A 17095-nucleotide genomic window follows, 5' to 3' on the forward strand; every position below is an offset into this window, starting at 1 on the left:
GCCGATTTCAGGCGACGGCGTCCCGACTGCCGCGCAGGCCGCGCGCCTCGTCGTAGTGGTTGAACAGCTGGTCGCACAGGGCCGGCCAGGTGCGCCGCAGGACCGACTTGCGGGCCGCCGCGGCGAAGCGCTCGCGCGTGGTCGACTCGGCCAATCCGATCACCGCGCTCGGCAGCAATTCCTCGAAACGCGAGACCGGCAGCAGGAATCCGTTGCGGCAATGCGCGATCAGATCGCGCGGGCCGCCCGCATCGGGGGCGATCGCCGGTACGCCGGAGGCGAGCGCCTCCTGAACGGACTGACAGAAGGTCTCGTGTTCACCGGGGTGCACGAAGACGTCGAACGAGGCGTAGGCGCGGGCGAGGTCGTCACCGGAGAGCTGCCCGGTGAACGTCGCCGTCGGCAGCAGCCGCTCGAGCCGCCCGCGTTCGGGACCGTCACCGACGATGACCAGCCGGAAGCGGGGGTCGGCGCCCAATGCCCGCAGCCGCTCCAGATGCTTCTCCGGTGCCAAACGTCCGACATAGCCGACGACGATGTCGTCGGGTCCGCCCCAGCCGGCGCGCAGTTCCGACGACCGGGCACCGGGGGCGAACCGCTGGATGTCGACGCCCCGACCCCAGCGGTGCACCCGCGGGATGCCGTGCTCGCGCAGATCCTCCATCGCCGAGGTCGACGGGGCGAGGGTGCGTTCGGCGCGGCTGTGGATATACCGCGTCCACCGCCAGGCCGCCCGGTGGGCGAGCCCGAGGCCGTAGCTCTCGGCGAAGCCCGCGACGTCGGTCTGGTAGACCGCGACCGCCGGGACACCGATCCGCCGCGCGGTGATCACACCCGCCGCGCCGAGCACGAACGGCGACGCGACGTGCACGACGTCCGGGGCGAAGGCCCGTATCTCGGCGGTCAGCCCGACCGGCGGTGGGGCGATCGGCAGCGACGAGATCTTCGGCACGTGGACCGATCGGCACCGGCGCACGGGGACATCACCGTGGGAGCGTGGCGCCCGCGGTTGGTCCGACGGCGCGTCCGGGGCGACGACCATCGCCGAATGCCCCTCGCGTTCCAACGCTTCGAGGATTCGCAGAACGGAATTGGTCACGCCGTTGACCGACGGCAGAAATGACTCGGCGACAATGGCTACTCGCACGCCGGCCAGTGTCTGCGGCGCCGGCGACCATGAGGCAAGCGCAACGTTACGTTGGAGCGAACCACGGACGGCGACTGCCCATTCGACGTCAGTGACCTCGGCGGCCGCGGCGACCGAGCAGCACCAACAGCAATCCGGCGATCGCCCAGGTCACCACGACAACCGACAGCGCCGGGATGATCGCGGTGGTCGCATTGCGGCCGGCGACGCGGACCAGATCGGGATCGGACCGCGAATACTCGACCTCGATCCGTTGTCCGGGAACCAGATTGGCCGGGTACAACACGCCGAGTTGGGGGCTGCGGGTCTCGCCGTCCGGGGTGACGAAGACGATCGCCGATCGGAAGCGGTCCGCCGACAGCACCTCCGCGGTCGCGGTGCCCTCGTCGGAGGTGATCGTCACATCGTTGCGCGCGGCGGCGGCCACGAGCAGGATCGCGAGCACCGAGATGATCGTTGCGATCACAACCACCGCACGTCCCGGCACGGTGCGCAGCACGCGGGCGCGGGTGAGGGTCACATGGGAAGCGTATCGCCCGGTTACGGCTATGTAGTCTCTGGTCCGTGGCGAAGAATTTCGAGATTGTGCGCGAGTTCGACTACCCGGTCGATCAGGCCTACGAGGCGATCACCTCCGACGAGGCGATCGCGGCTCGATACAAGGAGTACGAGGGCCTGACCTACGAGGCGGGCCTCGCCGACGACGGCTTCCACGCGCTGGAGGTCAACATCCCGATCGCCGGGAACGCGCTGCCGCCGGTCGTCACCAAGATTCTCAAGGGCACGCTGACCATCAACCGGGTCGACCGCTGGTCGCCGCTGGTGGACGGCAAGGCCACGGGCACCTTCCTCGGCAAGAGCTCCGGCGTGCCGAGTTCCTCCGAGGGCACCTACATCCTCGAGCCCACCGAGAACGGCTCCCAGCTGCGGGCGATCGGCTCGGTCAAGGTCAAGATTCCCCTGGTCGGCGGCAAGATCGAGGACGCGTCGATGGAGCTGGTCTCCAAGATGCTCAAGTTCGAGTGCGACGCCGCCGAGCGCTGGGTCAAGGCCCGCTCCTGACCGTCGTGCACGCCTTCTCCGACGACGCGCTGGGCGATCTCGACGCGACCGGGGTGGCGGAGGCGATTCGCTCCCGCCGCGTGGCCGCCGTCGAGGTGATCGACGCGGCGCTCGAACGCGCGCACCGGCTCGACGGAACGCTCAACGCCTGGGAGGTCCGAGACGAGCCGGCCGCGCGGCGGTCGGCGGCGGCGGTCGATCGCGCTCTGGACGCCGGCACCGATCCCGGGTTTTTCGCCGGGGTGCCGACCGCGATCAAGGACAACTCCGACATGGTCGGATTGCCGACGCGCAATGGCTGCGACGCCTACCCGAACGACCCGCGACCGGCCGACGGACCCTTCGTGCGCTTGCTGCGGTCGACCGGCGCGATCCCGCTGGGCAAGTCCCGGATGTCGGAGTACGGGCTCGCCGCGTCGGCCGAGCATCCGCGGCTCGGCGCGGTGGCGTCGCCGTGGGATCTCGAACGCACCGCGGGGGCGTCGTCCTCGGGTGCCGCGGCCCTGGTCGCCGCCGGGGTGCTGCCCTTTGCCCATGCCAACGACGGTGGCGGGTCGATCCGCATCCCCGCCGCGGTCAACGGTCTGGTCGGGCTCAAGCCGACCCGCGGACGGCTGCCCCTCGACGCGCTACTGCGGACCCCGCCGCTGGTACTGGTGGCCAACGGCGTCGTCACCCGGTCGGTGCGCGATACCGCCGCCTTCCTGCGCGAGACCGACGCGATCGTCGGCAACGGGACGTTCGAACCGGTCGGCGACGTCACCGGTCCGAACCCCGCGCGGCTGCGGATCGGCATGTTCACCGACTCCGCCTACGGGCCGGCCGCCCCGGACGTGCGGGTGGCGACCGAGCGCACCGCGACGCTGCTCGAATCGCTGGGGCATCGGGTCGACGAGGTGGCCGGCCCGCTGACGGCGCAATACGCCGACGACTTCCTGCTCTACTGGCGGGCCCTCGCGGCGTTGATCGTGCGCAGTGGCCGGCTGCTGCACGGCCGCGGCTGGGATGCCGACCGACTCGACGACTTCACCCGCAGCCTGGCCGCGTCGTTCGAACCGCGCCGCCTGCCGGCCGCGGTGCGCCGCTTGCGGGGCGCGCGCCGCGACTCCGACCGCCTGTACGCCACGTACGACGTGCTGCTGTGCCCGACGCTCGGCCACGAGACCCCGAAGCTCGGCCATCTCGATCCCTCGCTGCCGTTCGAGACGGTGCTGCAGCGCACCGTCGACTGGGTGGGCTTCACACCGATCCAGAACGTGACCGGCGAGCCGGCGATCACCCTGCCGCTCGAACGCGACGCCAACGGGATGCCCCTGGGCATGATGTTCGGCGCGGCGACCGGCCGCGAGTCGGTCCTGCTGGGCCTGGCCTACGAACTCGAACGGGCCGCCCCCTGGCCCACCCTCGCCGTCAGCCCCCGACCGTAGGCGTCACCGCACACCGAGCAGCGGCAACACCGGATCGATCGCCTCCGCCGTGGTGCCGGTGCAGCCCCCCTTGGCGATCGTCAGCAACGCCACCACGGCGGCCTCGACCATCGGATCGGGCGACGGCCGCCCCAGCAGTTCACACAGATGCCGGTGCGCGTCGTACGGCCCGTTCGGGATGTGCTCATCGGACAGCGAAGCGCTCAGATAGGCGGCCAGCAGGGCCGGACGATCGCAAGCGAAGCCGTAGAGCACCTCGAGAAAGCCGATGACGGCGCCGGGATCGGGTTCGGCATACCTGGCGGCCCGTCGGGCGACGGCGGCAACTCCCCCGCGGAAGGCGACCGCGTGCAGATCCCGGCGGCGCGGCGCGATGCGATAGACCGAGTTGACCTCGACGCCGGCGGCGCGGGCGACCCGGTCGGCCCGCAGGTTCTCCCGACCGTCGTTGCGCACGACCACCCAGGCGGCATCGCAGATCACCTCGGTCGCGACCGCCGGTGTTCCGCGGTCGATTTGGGCGACGAAGGCGTCGACCTCGGTATCGGTCGGATCGGCGGGGTCGTAGGTGCACCCGGCAAGCAGCGCCATCCACGACTTGGCGTAGAGGTCCAGAGGTGCGACGGTCGAATCGATGCGCCGCTGGTAGAGGAATCCCTCCGCGACCGCTTGGGTCAGCACGGAAAACGAACGTGCCGTGAAGGGATCGCGCCATCTGCGTCCGCTGCCGGCGATCACCGGCTCGATCAATTCGACGTACTTGTCGCGCATCAGGCGGGTCCGCTGCTTCATGACGTCGCGGGCGCGGCGGTCGTTGGGAGCGGCGGCGACCATCAGCAATTCCAGCATCGCCATCGGCCGGGACAATCGTTCGCCGCGAAGCTGTTCGACGGATCGATCGGTGTCGTGCCCCGGGCTGAATCGGCCGACCTGCACCGCCACGGCCCCGGCGACATCGCGATCGCCCTGCTCACCCCGGAGGAATCGGTCGACCGAGGCGGCCAGTTGGTCGTAGCTCCAACCGTTTTCCTTGTCGTCGAATCGCTCCATGGTCCGCTGGACCACCAACTCCTGGAGGCGATCGACCGACGGGAAATGATAGGTGAGCCCACCCTTTGTCAATCCGATAGCCGATGCGGTCGCCTGCGCACCCATGAATGTGAGAAGGTGCCCCAGCTCCGCATCGGCGAGCCAGTCGATCGCATTGTCCAGGTGGTGTTTCTGCGCCTTGGTGAGTCCATCCATGGGAAGCCTCGTTCCTGCGTCGAGCGGGACCGGATTTCCCTGACGATCGTACGGGGAACCCTCTCCATTAATGCCAGGCAATTGTTCCGAATACGGGCGACAATCGACGTATCGGCCTCACACATTCGAGAGGGGGAGTAATCATGAAACCGGATCCGGACGAATTCTGCCGCATCTGCCAATCCTTCAACTGCCTTGCGGTGGTGCGCTCGCATCAGCCGCCGTCGGGCATCGTCGACTTCGTCGACCGTCGCATACTGTTCATTCTGAGCGGGCACTGCACCTGGCGAACGACCGCGCGGGCGACCGCGAGCACCGCGACGATCGGCACGCCCGTATTCGGACTGACGGTGCTCTTCTGGAATCTGGCGGCCGACGCGGGACCGGCCACCGTGGCCTCCCTGATCGTCGTCACGATCGGCGCGCTGCTGGTGAAGGCCATCAAGGTGACGCGGCCGTAGCGGGACGAGGTGGTGGGCCGGGCAGGCACCGATCGACACGCGGTGTGGGCCCGGTCCACCGACTCACGGGCGCGCGGCGTCGCCGGCGGGGTCCTCGCGATGGCCGAACCGGGACAGCGCACAGACCGCCGCCGCCCCCAGCACGACGTACCAATGCCGACGCATCGAGTCGCAGGTACCCCGCACGAGTGTTCCGCGGACCAGACTGTGGCCCTCCCGGGTGTCACCCGAACGTGTGGCACCCGAAAGTGCCTCACGCGCAGGGATTTCCCGAACGTTCACCCGCCGGACCGGGGCTGCTCGGTATACCGGCAGGCGGGCGGCGGTCAGGCGACCGACAGCGGGCACGCCAAATCCACCCGGGAGGCGGACAACCGACCCCCGACGGCTCCGGATCACTCGAACCGTGCGGGGCGCGCCTCCCTCGGCGGAACCGATCAGTCGCCATCGCCGGACCTTCGGAGTCACAACGGTGGTCACCACGACGGTCTCGCGGGCGGACTCGAAGACGGTGACGCTGCTGACGGCGCCGACGGAGATCTGGTCCGCGCCCCGCGATCCCAGCGGCGCCCGGACGGCCGCCGCATCGACCGCGGTCGCCTCGGCGGCGGTCGCCTCGACGGGCCGGTCGGCCGGCGGCATGCGGCAGCCGACCATGCCCGTTCGTCGACGCTCCTCGGCCAGTCGCAGGATCATGTCGACCTCGTCGTCGCTCACCGCTTCGCGCGTGGACCGCGCCTCCGCCGTACCCAGCGACGAGGCCTCGATCAGGGCAGAGATGTCCGCATACGGACCGGTGGCGGTTGCCTTTTCGTTCTCGTTCATGTCTCTGCCGTCCCTATCCGATTCGCGCGATCCACGGGTAGCGCTTCTTCAAGCGTGCCCATCTGCGCTCGATTGCTTTGGGGGAGACGCCGATCAGTTCGGCGATCTCACGTTCGGTGTACTTCTGCGTCTTGTAGAAAACCAGGAGCCGATCGACGATATCCTCGAGTTCGCGGACCGTTCCGCCGACCGATATCCGCGTCGCGACGTCGTCCTCGAGGTCCGACGGGTCGAACAAACGCAGGCGTCTGTCGTCGTCGGTGATCTCCTCGTAGGACTCGGTGGCGCGGTTCTTCTCGTCGTGCCGCCGATCCGCGCGCAGCAGATTCGTCAGCGCGAAGACGGTCCCCACCACGAAGTAGGACCCGAGGTTGCGTCGCGATGTTGTCGACCAGCCGGTTCCCGCCCGCAGGTCGTCCTCCAGTTTGATGAACGCGTCGGCGGTGGCGCATTCCGCCAACTGCGCACGGTAATCGCCTTCGATGCGAAGCCGCATGATCTCGGTATAGGTCAGGACATAGGGCACCCCGACGTCCTGCAGCAGCGAACCCAGACGCCCGCTGACCATCCGCGAGACAAGGGTCCCCTTTCCGTAGGCCATCAATACTCCGGCGACGGTATTGCGCACACGATGGTCGACCGGCTCCCGAATCAGCGCCTCCACCAACAATCCGTCGGCGGCATATCTATTGACGTCATCGATCGACGCAAACGTCGGTCGAGCACTTTTTCTCGTTGCCGGATCGCCCTGTTCGGTCGGATCGGCATCGTCCTGCGTTGTACTCATACAAATTCTCCGGTTGACGTTGAAGGGAACCGAAGTGCGGCCCCGATCGCCTCCATCGCGATCGAGTTACCTGAGTTATATGCCGGCGCCGCTCCGTTTTCCCCCTCCGCCGAAAGAAATTTTCGGGAATTGCCGAATATGGCACCGAGCGGGGGTTTCCGGACCGGTAGCCGCCTATAACTCGGATGTAGGCACCGCGAAAGGAGGCGCCATGCGAGACCGGAGAGGCAGGCCGACCGACCCCTTGCAGCCACCGCCCGAACCGCACTGCCGCGGGTGCGACAGCCCCGGTTGCCCCGCCCATATCCGCAACCAGCACCCACCCGCCGACATTCTGGACTTCGCCGACCGCCAAGTCCGCTTCGTGGCCAGCGATCACTGGAGTTGGCGGGTACCCGTCAGAATCCTGGTCACGACAACCGCCGTGATCGCTCCGGCTTCCGCCTTCGTGAACTTCCTCTGGTGGCGGATATCGGAGTTGGGCATCGGTGGACTACTGGTCCTGGTGTTCCTGGCAGCAACCGGGATACTGGGCCTGTTGATCGCCCGAACGGTGCGACTCTAGGACTCGAAGCTCTCGATCCGCTCCCGAATCCGGGCATGCAGAGCCCGCAGCCCGGATCGATCGGTGATCACCTCGAGCACCCGGATTCCCTTCCCGTCGCGCTGCTGCCCGAGCCGGGCCGGCAGCTCGTCGACGTCGACGATGTCGTGCGGGACCCGATAGGCCGCGCAGAGGGCGGCGAGATTCATATGGTGCGGGGTGCCGAAGACCCGCTCGAAGACCCCCGCGTACTGCGGGTCGCCCTGTTCGAGCAGTTCGAAGATGCCACCGCCGTCGTCGTTGGCCACCACGATCGTCAGATCGTCGGGTACCGGCTCCCCCGGCCCGACCAGCAGCCCGGACGCGTCGTGCAGGAACGTCAGATCCCCGAACAGCGCGATCGTGCGGCCGCCGTGCGCGATCGCCGCGCCGACCGCCGTCGACACCGTCCCGTCGATTCCGGCGACGCCGCGGTTGGAGATCGTCCGCACGCCCTCCATCGGCTCGCTGACCAACGCCACATCGCGCACCGGGTTCGACGCGCCGAGCAACACCAGATCGCCCGGTCGGCGGGCCGCCGCGACCAGGGCCGCGACCTGCAGACCGGTCGTGGTCGGGCAGGTGTCCAGCGCTTCCCGGACCGCCGCGTCCGCCTCGTCGGAGATCCCCCGACAACTGCTCAGCCAGGCCGGATCGGGGGTACCGGTCACCTCGGCGCGGGTACCGGTGGCCATCACATTGCCGGACACATCCGGCCAGCGCGGTCCGGTGGTCAGCGCGTAGACCCGCACGGCGGGATCGGCGAGCAGCTTCGAGACCGGGCGGTGCAGGGTGGGGCGACCGGTGACGATCGCCTGCTTCGGCCGCAGCCGTCCGAGCGCCAACGGGTTGACGCCGAAGCCGTGCAACGGCGCGGTCGGCTCGGCGACGGTGGGCAGCCCCGCCAGCTCGGGGCGCAGCGCACTGCCGTGTCCGGAGATGACGATCGTGTCCTCGGTCAGGTCGATGCCCACCGGTACGTCGAGGGTGCCGGGGCGGGTGACCGTCCAGGCCGAACCGTTCGGGCGACCGTCGATATCGGTCGCGGTGGTCCCGCCGACCGGGGCGCCGGGGACCAGCGGTTCGCGCAGCGGGATGTCGAAGTGCACGGGTCCGGCGTTGCCGGAGCGGGTCCCGCGGGCGGCGGCGAGGACCCGGCAGACCGCGGACCGCCACTGGCTGTTCTGCGCGGTGGTTTCGGCCAGGCCGAGGCTGATCGTCGCGCGCACCTGACTGGTGAACAGGCCCAGCTGTTCGACGGTCTGGTTGGCGCCGGTGCCGAGCATCTCGTAGGGCCGGTTCGCCGACAGCACCACCAACGGCACGCGCGCGTAGTTGGCCTCCAGAACCGCCGGGCCGAGGTTGGCGACCGCGGTCCCCGAGGTCATCACCACCGGCACCGGCCGGCCGGAGGCGATCGCCAGGCCGATCGCCAGGAAGCCCGCGGTGCGCTCGTCGATCCGCAGGTGCAGCCGCAGTCGCCCGGCCCGGTCCGCGCTCTCCAGCGCGAACGCCAGCGGGGCATTGCGCGAGCCCGGACAGAGCACCACATCGCCGACACCGCCGCGAATCAACTCGTCGACCACCACCATCGCCTGCGCGGTGGACGGATTCAACGGTGTCTTATCCGTCGGGGGTGTCCCGTCCGTACCGGATATGTCATCCGTCGGGGGTGTCTGGTCGATCAGGGTTCCGCCGCCTTCCGATCGGGCCGCCCGGTCAGCGCCCACGATAGCGCGGCCCGGCGGCACCCGGTCGGAAGGCGAACGTCGCTCAGGACAGTTGGCCGCGCCCGCGATCGGTGACCTGCGCCCGGCGACGTTCGACGTCGTCGGCGTCGAGGCCGCGGGCCAGCCAGCCCTCCGCGACATCGGATTCGATGCGCCAGGCCTGCTCACCGGGGACCAGGGCGCCCTCGGCGTAGGTGGCGAAGATGCGGCGCACGGCGGCCTGATCGTTGCTGACGATGTCGGCGGCCAGCGCCCGGGTGACCGCGTGCAATTCCTCGTGCGCGACCACCTGGTTGACCAGGCCCCACTCCAAAGCGGTCTGCGCATCGCAGAAGTTGCCGGTCGCGCTCATCTGACGGGCGCGCCGCACCCCGATCGCCTGCGGCAACCGCACGGTCAGGCCCCACCACGGTTGGATGCCGACGCGGGCGTGGGTGTCGGCGAACCGGGCCCGGTCGGAGGCGATCAGGAAGTCGCAGGCCAGCGCGAGTTCGAAGCCGCCGGTGATCGCCGCGCCGTTGATCGCCCCGATCAACGGCTTGGGGCCGGTGGGGAACGGTCCGCGCTGCGCGGCGGGGGTGTCGGAGTCGGCGCCGGTACTCGACGCGAGCAGTCCGTTTCCGTCGGCGAGTTCCTTGAGGTCGAGGCCCGCGCAGAAGGCGGGGTCGCTGCCGGTGAGGATCAACACGTCGACGGCGTCATCGGCCTGCGCAGCGGCCACCGCCTCGCGCAATGCGGTCAACAACTCCGCGGAAATGGCGTTGCGCTGTTTCGGCCGATTGAGCGTGATGGTCGCGATACGGCTGTCGATGTCGACGACGACGATGTCCGACATATGTCCTCCCGGGGTTTCGTACCTGCCATTGAACGACGCTGGGCCGATCCGCATATGCGGATCGGCCCAGCGGACTAGCGATAGATCAGGACCACTTCTGTACGAGCGCGCCGATCCGCGGCAGCGCCTCGGAGACGTTCTTCTTCGCCGACGGACGCAGCGAGCCGTAGGCCTTCTTGATGACCGACTTGCTGGTGGAGTCGATCCGCTCGTCGGTCACGCTCAGCAGCGCGTCGGCGACCTCGTCGGAACGGGCGGTCAGGAAGTCGGCGAACTCACCGTTGCCGGCCCACTGCTGGTAGAAGGGGTCGAGGCTGGCGACGAACGACGGCCAGAGCTTCTCGACCGCGTCGTCGATCACCGACGGGCTGACCTTCTTGACCGCGCTGTAGCTGCCCTTGATGGCCAGCCCGGACGCACCCTTCTTGTCACCGACCTCGGCGTCGATCAGGTCACGAACATCGGCGCGGATCGAACCGACCTTGGCGGGGTCGAGCAAGGTGTCGGTCAAAGTGGGCACAGCGCATTCCTTTTCGTCGAGCGACTTCTTGTCGGACAACTTCGTGTCCAACAACTGGTCTTTCATGTCGGATCCGCCGTTTCGACGCCCCGATCCGGCTCGAAGATTACCCGAGCCCGTCGATCCGGTCGGCGCAGCGCCGCGCCCGGTCGTGCCACCACTGTCGACGGTCGGCGGGAGCGGCCAATTCGGCGAGCCGCGCCGGGTCGGGAACAACCGCGCCGACGGTCAGCGCACCGCCGATCGGGGCGCGGTCGTCGACGACGTCCGCCCGAAACAGCCGTCCCGTCCCGAGGCCGCAGGCGGCCGGTTCGATCGGCAGCGCCGCGGCCACCCCGGCGGCGACGGCGATCCCGACGGCGGAGTCGAGAGCGCTGGAGAGCACCACCGTCACCCCGAGCTGCGCCAGTTCGTCGGCGATGCGCAGCACCGCCCGCGGTCCGCCGAGGGGAGCGACCTTGAGGACCGCGACATCCGCGGCGCCGGCGCGGGCGACCCGCAGCGGATCGTCGGCCTTCCGGATCGACTCGTCGGCGGCGATCGGCACCTCGGGCAGCGCCCGGCGCAGGCGCACGAGGTCCTCGACGCTCGCGCAGGGCTGCTCGGCGTATTCGAGAGGGCCGGTGCGGGTCAGCGCGGTCAGCGCGGTGGTCGCCTCCTCGAGCGACCACCCCGCGTTCGCGTCGACGCGCACCCGCGGGATGCGGGCGCGCACGGCCTCGACCCGGGCGACGTCCTGCGCGAGGGTGCCGCCCGGTTCGGCGACCTTGACCTTCGCGGTGGTGACGCCGGGGAACCGGTCGAGGATCGCGTCGACCTCGTCCGCGGCGACCGCCGGGACGGTCGCGTTGACCGCGACCCGTTCGCGTCGCGGTGTGGTGAGCCCGTTGTGGGCGACGTCGAGCGCGGCGGCCAACCAGCGGGCGGCCTCCTCGTCGCCGTATTCGACGAACGGCGAGAACTCCGCCCACCCGGCGGGGCCGCGCAGCAACATCACCTCGCGGTTGGTGATCCCCCGGAACCGCACCCGCATCGGCAGGTTCACCACGACCGCGTCCGCGATCAGCTCGTCGACCGCGGCTCGGGTGGGGCTCACTGCTGGCCGGGCAGCAGCTTGAGCATCAGCCCGGAGCCCTCCGCCAGGAGGGTCCCGTCGGGGTCGGTCAGTTCCGCTCGCACGTAGATCTTGCGCCCTTCGATCCGCTCGATCCGCGCCTCGACGACCAGGGGCGTGTTGAGCGGGGTGACCTTGCGGAAGTCAATCTCCAGGTGCACCGTTCGGCAGTTCTCGGCGATCCCGGCGCGGGCGACCTGTCCGTAGAGGTCGTCGAACAGCAGCCCCAGCGTGCCGCCGTGGGCGGCTTCGTTGGCGCCGCGGTGGAAGGTGCGGAAGACCCCTTCCCGGCGGACGAACCCGTCGGGCTTCTCCGCGATCGTCACCCACGGCGGCTGCAGCAGGCTCCCCCGGCCCGGCAGGTCCGGGACCCGGCCGCCGGTGGCCTCCCATTCGGTAACCACGTGCGGGCGCAGGAGTTCCGCGAGTTGTTCGGCGTTCGCGGTCGCGGCGATGCAGACATCGTCCGGCGGATCGATCGCGACGGCCAGGTCCTGTACGACCCGCAGCGCCTCGATCAAGCGCGCATATTCGGGTGTCGCACCGGTATCGGTACTTCTCCGGAATTCGCCGCGGTGGTCGTCGTCGGTCATCGCGCCTCCCTTTTTCACGCACGATAGCCGGCGCAGCCGCGGGCCGCGACCTCGCGCATTGCGTCCCGAGTACCACGGCCGGGTGGCTGATCTATCGTGACCGGGTGACCTTCGACCCAACGCAGTGGCGCGTGGTGCCCGGTTTCGAGACCTTGACCGACATCACCTATCACCGGCATATCGAGCAGCCCACCGTCCGCGTGGCGTTCGACCGACCGGAGGTTCGCAACGCGTTTCGTCCGCACACCGTCGACGAGTTGTACAACGCGCTCGAACACGCCCGCTGCACCTCCGACGTCGGCACGGTCCTGTTGACCGGCAACGGCCCGAGCCCCAAGGACGGCGGCTGGGCCTTCTGTTCCGGCGGTGACCAGCGCATCCGCGGGCGGACCGGCTACCAGTACGCCGACGGTGAGACCGCCGAGACGGTCGATCCGGCCCGCGCCGGGCGGCTGCACATCCTCGAGGTGCAGCGGCTGATCCGCTTCATGCCCAAGGTGGTGATCTGCCTGGTCAACGGGTGGGCGGCCGGCGGTGGCCACTCCTTGCACGTCGTCTGCGATCTCACCCTCGCCAGCGCCGAGCACGCGCGCTTCAAGCAGACCGACGCCGATGTGGGCAGCTTCGACGGCGGTTTCGGCAGCGCCTACCTCGCGCGGATGGTCGGCCAGAAGTTCGCCCGGGAGATCTTCTTCCGCGGCGCGACGTACACGGCCGAGGAGATGTTCGCGATGGGCGCGGTCAACAAGGTCGTCCCCCACGACGAGCTCGAGAGCGTGGCGCTCGAATGGGCGGCCGAGATCAACGGCAAGTCGCCGCAGGCCCAGCGGATGCTCAAGTACGCCTTCAACCTGGTGGACGACGGTCTGGTCGGCCAGCAGCTTTTCGCCGGTGAGGCGACCCGCCTGGCCTATATGACCGACGAAGCGGTCGAGGGCCGGGATGCCTTCCTGCAGAAGCGCACCCCCGATTTCGGCAAGTTCCCGTACTACTACTGACCCACCGCACCCACCGGAGTGATCGATGGAAATTCTCGCCAGCCGTGTCATCCTGCGTGCCACCGACTACCAGGCCACCCGGGACTTCTACCGTCATACCCTGGGATTGGCGATTCATCGTGAATACCCCGGCGGGACCGTCTTCTTCGCCGGCCAGGGGTTGCTCGAGGTCAGCGGCCACGCGGGAGCGCCGGCGGTCGGTATCGACGATCGCACCACCACGCTGTGGTTGCAGGTGCGCGATGCGACCGACGCGGTGGCGGAGTTGACCCTCAAGGGCGTGGTGATCGATCGCAAGCCCGAGACAATGCCGTGGGGGCTGGTAGAAGCGTGGCTCAAGGATCCCGACGGTGTGCCGATCGTCCTGGTACAGGTCCCCGACGACCATCCGCTGCGCCGGGACATCCGCGGCAGCTGATCGACCGCAGCGGCACCCCGTGGGCGGGTCAGCTGCCGATGTCCGCGTGCAGCAGTCGATATCGCAGGGCGGCCGAGGCCAAGGCGGTGCCACCGGCGGTCGTCCGCCCCGTATCGTCGACGGCCCCGAGCGCGACCAGTTCGGCGATCAGGGCGTGCACGGTGGGCAGTTCGGCGCGGTAGTCGCCGTCGTCGGCCTCGACCTCGGCGACCCGAAAGTCGTCGGCCCGCACACCCGAGCGCACCAACTCCCGCGCCGCCCGGGCGATCCCCCACTCGTCGCCGATCGCGGCGTCGCGCACGATCCGGCCGAGCACGACATCACCGACGGCCGCGCCGATCCCGCCGTCGTCACGGATCAGCTCGGCGACCAGCAACTGTGACAGCGTGTCGTCGGTCACCTCGCGGGCCCGGACGGTGGGGATCAGCCTGCCGCGGTACTTGCGCAGCAACCGCAGTCGCATCACCAGCCGCCGCAGCGCGAGGACCGGTTCTATCGACTGCTCGAAGGGTGCCCGGTCGGTGAACCGTCCGGGCCAGATCCGGTTGGCCAGCTCGATCACCACGGGGCCCGGCAGGTAGCCGTCCTCGGTCAGATCGGTGCCCTCGCCGATGATCTCGAGCAGGCCGCGCAGGCGGCGCACCACCTCGACCGGGGGCTGGTCGCCCACGTGGACGGCCGATCCGAGCCCTCCGCAGAGCCGCGCGCGGGCGGTGGATTCACCGGACCACTGGGCGAGGCGCTCGTCGACGATCCGATCGATCAGCGCATGTCCGGTCGCGTCCTCGGTGACCAGGACCGCATCGGTCATGCGTCGTCGGCGCGCCTTCGGCGAGAGCCTGCTGAGCCCGTTGATCGACAGATCGCCGACCACGGCAACAACTTCCAGGGTGTCCGCGATGCGCTGCGCGATGCGCAGTTCGTTGGGGCGGGGATGCTCGTGCCAGGTGACCAGGTCGGTATCGGCGGGCTGGACTCCGGCCTGTTCGAGCGCCTCGCGGTAGAGCGACCACCACCGGCTCGCCCCCTCGGCGTACAGCAGGGTGCGGCTGGTGTCTCCGCGGGCGATGTCGGCATAGCGCGGCTGGCCGAGCCGGTCGAGCAGCCGAGCGAGGACGAGGGCCATCTCCCAGCGACGTTCCGGCGAGGGGTATTGCTCGCGCAGAATCCGCCAGCAGTACTGCTGCACCGAGGCCTGTGTGGGCCATTCACGAGCCGAGTGGTCGAGCAGATCCGACCAGACGACACGGGCGTCCGCCGCCACTGCCGCGTCGACCGCGTCCAACGCCGACAGTGCCGCTTCGACCTCCTCCGACAATCGCCGGTGATACACCAGACCACTGTTACACATCCGAGCCGTGTCGGCCCGCTACCGCTACCGCCCGGACCGCTGCGGACCCGGTCCCGAGCGGGGGTGTCCGGCGCGGCGACTACATTCGGTGAACATGCTCGATGTGCTGCCGTTTCCCGGCAACGAGGAGGTTCTGCGGCTGCTGCCGCGCCTGGTTCGCGTTCTCGCCGGCGACGGTCCGCCGATCGTTCCGGTGCCGTTGGACTCCGGCGCCGAGCAGATCGGCATGATCGGCCCCTTCTTCGCCGGTGGCGCCCCGTTGGACCCGCGGGTGGCGCTGATCGTCGCGACCTCGGGCAGCACCGGCCATCCGAAGGGCGCGATGTTGTCGGCCGATGCGCTCGCCGCGAGCGCGGCCGCCACCCGCGAGCGTCTCGGCGGCCCCGGCTCCTGGCTGCTCACGCTGCCGGCCCACCACATCGCCGGTCTGCAGGTGCTGTTGCGCGGGATCGCGGACGGCACCGAACCGACGGTGATCGACGTGCGGCACGGTTTCGATCCGGCCGCCCTGGTCACCGCGATCGACCGGATGGGTGCGGGGCGCCGGTACACCTCGCTGATCCCGGCACAGCTGCGCAAGGTGCTCGACCATCCCGCTGCCGCCGCCGCGGCCGCGGATCTCGACGCGATCCTGGTCGGGGGTGGGGCGACGTCTCCGGACCTGGTGGCGCGGGCACTCGCCGCGGGCCTGCCGATCGTGCGGACGTACGGGATGAGCGAGACCGCCGGCGGCTGTGTCTACGACGGGGTCGCCCTGCCCGGCGTGACGATCCGGATCGACGAGCCCGACGCCTCCGGGGCGGGGCGGATCGCCCTGTCGGGGCCGATGCTGGCGCTCGGCTACCGCAATGCCCCCGAGAACGAGGCATTCGCCGAGTCCGGCTGGTATCGCACCGATGACCTCGGGGCCCTCGACGGCGGCGTGCTGCGGGTGCTCGGCCGGACCGATGACGCGATCGGCACCGGCGGGTTGACGGTCATGCCGCGCGTGGTCGAGGAGGCGATCGACCGGATCGACGGCGTGACCGAGTCCGCGGTGGTGGGTCTGCCCGACGAACGGCTCGGTCAGCGGGTGGCCGCGATGATCGCCCTGTCCCCCGGATTCGAGATCACCGCGCAGGCGATCGGCCGGACCGTCGCCGATACCCTCGGCCGTTTCGCCGCGCCGCGATCGGTGCTGTTCGTCGACCGGCTGCCGCGGTTGGCCTCCGGGAAGCCGGACCGCCTGGCGATCATCGCGGCATTTCCGTCGGACTGAGCGGTTTACGTCCGACCGAGCGGAACGCCGCGACGGGCTGCGGCTCAGTGCGAGGGCGGGATCCGGAACTCGGCGACCTTGCCGTCGACGACCGTGACGAAGGCGGTGCTCTGACCGGTGAATCGGTTGCTCTTCCAGTCGAACCGGATCTCGGTGACGTCGCCGTCGGTCGCGGCCTCGAGGACGGTCATCCGGGCGTTCATGCCGATCGCGTCGGTCTCCGCCCAGCTGCGGACGCCCGCGGGACCACTGAGCACACGACCCCAGTCGTTGACCTCGCCGCTGTCGGTGAAGGCCGCGACGAAGGCGTCGTAGTCGGCATCGTTGATCGCGTCCACCACCGCTTGGACCGGGGCCGGAACTTCAACAGTCATACCCGCGAGGCAACCACCAGCGGTCCGCGCTGTCCAGTGGTTGTCGATGAACATCGTGGTTCTTTCGGAGCATCCCGGTACGTATTGCGTTTCGTACCGTTCGAACGTATGTTCTACGTATGACCGCGGCGGCTTCCCTGATCGACACCGATACCGGTGCCGCTCGGTTGGCGTTGCAACTCGCTGCGGACCGGGCGCATTCGACCGCCGAGTTGGTGGAGATCCTGACCCACAATGCCGCGATCACCGCGTGCGCGGATTACCGGAATCTGCAAGCGGCGGCGGCGATCTACGAAGACCTCGACCACACCTACATGGCGACCGTCGACGAGGCCTTGGGATGCGGGCCGGTCGCCTCGATCGAGGA

General features: G+C 69.5%; 19 protein-coding genes and 1 pseudogene. 8 read left to right on the forward strand and 12 right to left on the reverse strand.

The window, feature by feature from the left end:
* Positions 1-7: 7 nt before the first annotated feature.
* A complete protein-coding gene (locus MB1_RS21565; RefSeq protein ID WP_066912538.1) occupies positions 8-1147 on the reverse strand; it encodes a glycosyltransferase family 4 protein in 1140 nt (379 codons plus the stop codon).
* An 88-nt stretch (positions 1148-1235) separates the two neighbouring features.
* Positions 1236-1667, reverse strand: a complete 432-nt coding sequence (locus MB1_RS21570) for a DUF3592 domain-containing protein (RefSeq protein WP_084352386.1) — start codon at positions 1665-1667, stop codon at positions 1236-1238.
* A gap of 44 nt (positions 1668-1711) precedes the next feature.
* Between MB1_RS21570 and MB1_RS21575 the strand changes: the two genes are divergently transcribed.
* The gene (locus tag MB1_RS21575) at positions 1712-2209 is read left to right on the forward strand and encodes a DUF2505 domain-containing protein (RefSeq protein WP_066912541.1); all 498 of its coding nucleotides are present in this window, start codon (positions 1712-1714) and stop codon (positions 2207-2209) included.
* Positions 2206-3636: an amidase gene (locus MB1_RS21580; protein WP_066912605.1), complete on the forward strand. Its 1431-nt coding sequence runs from the start codon at positions 2206-2208 to the stop codon at positions 3634-3636. Before MB1_RS21575 ends, MB1_RS21580 begins: the two co-directional genes overlap by 4 nt.
* Positions 3637-3639: 3 nt before the next feature.
* Here the strand turns inward: MB1_RS21580 and MB1_RS21585 are convergent, their stop codons facing one another.
* Positions 3640-4881, reverse strand: coding sequence for a hypothetical protein (locus tag MB1_RS21585; protein ID WP_066912543.1), 1242 nt, complete (start codon positions 4879-4881; stop codon positions 3640-3642).
* A gap of 143 nt (positions 4882-5024) precedes the next feature.
* On the opposite strand from MB1_RS21585, the gene MB1_RS21590 reads away from it, so the two are divergent.
* Positions 5025-5342 carry a hypothetical protein gene (locus tag MB1_RS21590; RefSeq protein ID WP_066912545.1) on the forward strand — a complete coding sequence of 106 codons (318 nt, stop codon included), beginning with the start codon at positions 5025-5027 and terminating at the stop codon, positions 5340-5342.
* 63 nt (positions 5343-5405) lie between these two features.
* Here the strand turns inward: MB1_RS21590 and MB1_RS21595 are convergent, their stop codons facing one another.
* Both MB1_RS21595 and MB1_RS21600 read right to left on the reverse strand, forming a co-directional pair.
* Positions 5406-6167, reverse strand: coding sequence for a hypothetical protein (locus MB1_RS21595; RefSeq protein WP_066912547.1), 762 nt, complete (start codon positions 6165-6167; stop codon positions 5406-5408).
* A gap of 13 nt (positions 6168-6180) precedes the next feature.
* A complete protein-coding gene (locus tag MB1_RS21600; RefSeq protein WP_157084240.1) occupies positions 6181-6954 on the reverse strand; it encodes an RNA polymerase sigma factor in 774 nt (257 codons plus the stop codon).
* Between the two features lie 211 nt (positions 6955-7165).
* Here MB1_RS21600 and MB1_RS25795 point away from each other — a divergent pair, with 211 nt between their 5' ends.
* Complete coding sequence (locus MB1_RS25795; RefSeq protein ID WP_157084242.1) at positions 7166-7519, forward strand: hypothetical protein; 354 nt, start codon at positions 7166-7168, stop codon at positions 7517-7519.
* On the opposite strand, the gene menD is transcribed toward MB1_RS25795, so the two are convergent.
* The 5 genes from menD to MB1_RS21630 all read right to left on the reverse strand — a co-directional run bounded on the left by menD (position 7516) and on the right by MB1_RS21630 (position 12329).
* Entirely contained in the window at positions 7516-9153 is a 1638-nt protein-coding gene (gene menD / locus MB1_RS21610) for a 2-succinyl-5-enolpyruvyl-6-hydroxy-3-cyclohexene-1-carboxylic-acid synthase (RefSeq protein ID WP_066912555.1), read from the reverse strand. The genes MB1_RS25795 and menD overlap by 4 nt on opposite strands.
* Before the next feature lie 157 nt (positions 9154-9310).
* Positions 9311-10102, reverse strand: a complete 792-nt coding sequence (locus tag MB1_RS21615; RefSeq protein ID WP_066912558.1) for an enoyl-CoA hydratase — start codon at positions 10100-10102, stop codon at positions 9311-9313.
* A gap of 85 nt (positions 10103-10187) precedes the next feature.
* Positions 10188-10688, reverse strand: a complete 501-nt coding sequence (locus MB1_RS21620) for a DUF6918 family protein (RefSeq protein WP_245650307.1) — start codon at positions 10686-10688, stop codon at positions 10188-10190.
* Between the two features lie 40 nt (positions 10689-10728).
* The gene (locus MB1_RS21625; protein WP_084352390.1) at positions 10729-11718 is read right to left on the reverse strand and encodes an o-succinylbenzoate synthase; all 990 of its coding nucleotides are present in this window, start codon (positions 11716-11718) and stop codon (positions 10729-10731) included.
* The gene (locus MB1_RS21630; RefSeq protein ID WP_066912560.1) at positions 11715-12329 is read right to left on the reverse strand and encodes a PaaI family thioesterase; all 615 of its coding nucleotides are present in this window, start codon (positions 12327-12329) and stop codon (positions 11715-11717) included. Before MB1_RS21630 ends, MB1_RS21625 begins: the two co-directional genes overlap by 4 nt.
* 104 nt (positions 12330-12433) lie before the next feature.
* On the opposite strand from MB1_RS21630, the gene MB1_RS21635 reads away from it, so the two are divergent.
* Positions 12434-13327 (forward strand): 1,4-dihydroxy-2-naphthoyl-CoA synthase, encoded by an 894-nt coding sequence (locus MB1_RS21635; RefSeq protein WP_066912565.1) that lies wholly within the window; start codon positions 12434-12436, stop codon positions 13325-13327.
* A 25-nt stretch (positions 13328-13352) separates the two neighbouring features.
* Positions 13353-13745, forward strand: coding sequence for a VOC family protein (locus MB1_RS21640; RefSeq protein WP_066912566.1), 393 nt, complete (start codon positions 13353-13355; stop codon positions 13743-13745).
* Positions 13746-13773: 28 nt separating this feature from the next.
* Here MB1_RS21640 and MB1_RS21645 read toward each other — a convergent pair whose 3' ends face one another.
* Entirely contained in the window at positions 13774-15078 is a 1305-nt protein-coding gene (locus MB1_RS21645; RefSeq protein ID WP_066912568.1) for a hypothetical protein, read from the reverse strand.
* 106 nt (positions 15079-15184) lie between these two features.
* Between MB1_RS21645 and menE the strand changes: the two genes are divergently transcribed.
* A complete protein-coding gene (gene menE, locus MB1_RS21650; protein WP_157084244.1) occupies positions 15185-16354 on the forward strand; it encodes an o-succinylbenzoate--CoA ligase in 1170 nt (389 codons plus the stop codon).
* 44 nt (positions 16355-16398) lie between these two features.
* Here menE and MB1_RS21655 read toward each other — a convergent pair whose 3' ends face one another.
* A complete protein-coding gene (locus MB1_RS21655) occupies positions 16399-16728 on the reverse strand; it encodes a nuclear transport factor 2 family protein (RefSeq protein ID WP_066912611.1) in 330 nt (109 codons plus the stop codon).
* A gap of 119 nt (positions 16729-16847) precedes the next feature.
* Between MB1_RS21655 and MB1_RS21660 the strand changes: the two are divergent.
* Positions 16848-17095, forward strand: a pseudogene (locus MB1_RS21660) (hypothetical protein); the annotation flags it as partial.

Origin of the sequence: Millisia brevis NBRC 105863 (assembly GCF_001552615.1) — a bacterium.
In the GTDB taxonomy this organism is placed as follows: domain Bacteria; phylum Actinomycetota; class Actinomycetes; order Mycobacteriales; family Mycobacteriaceae; genus Millisia; species Millisia brevis.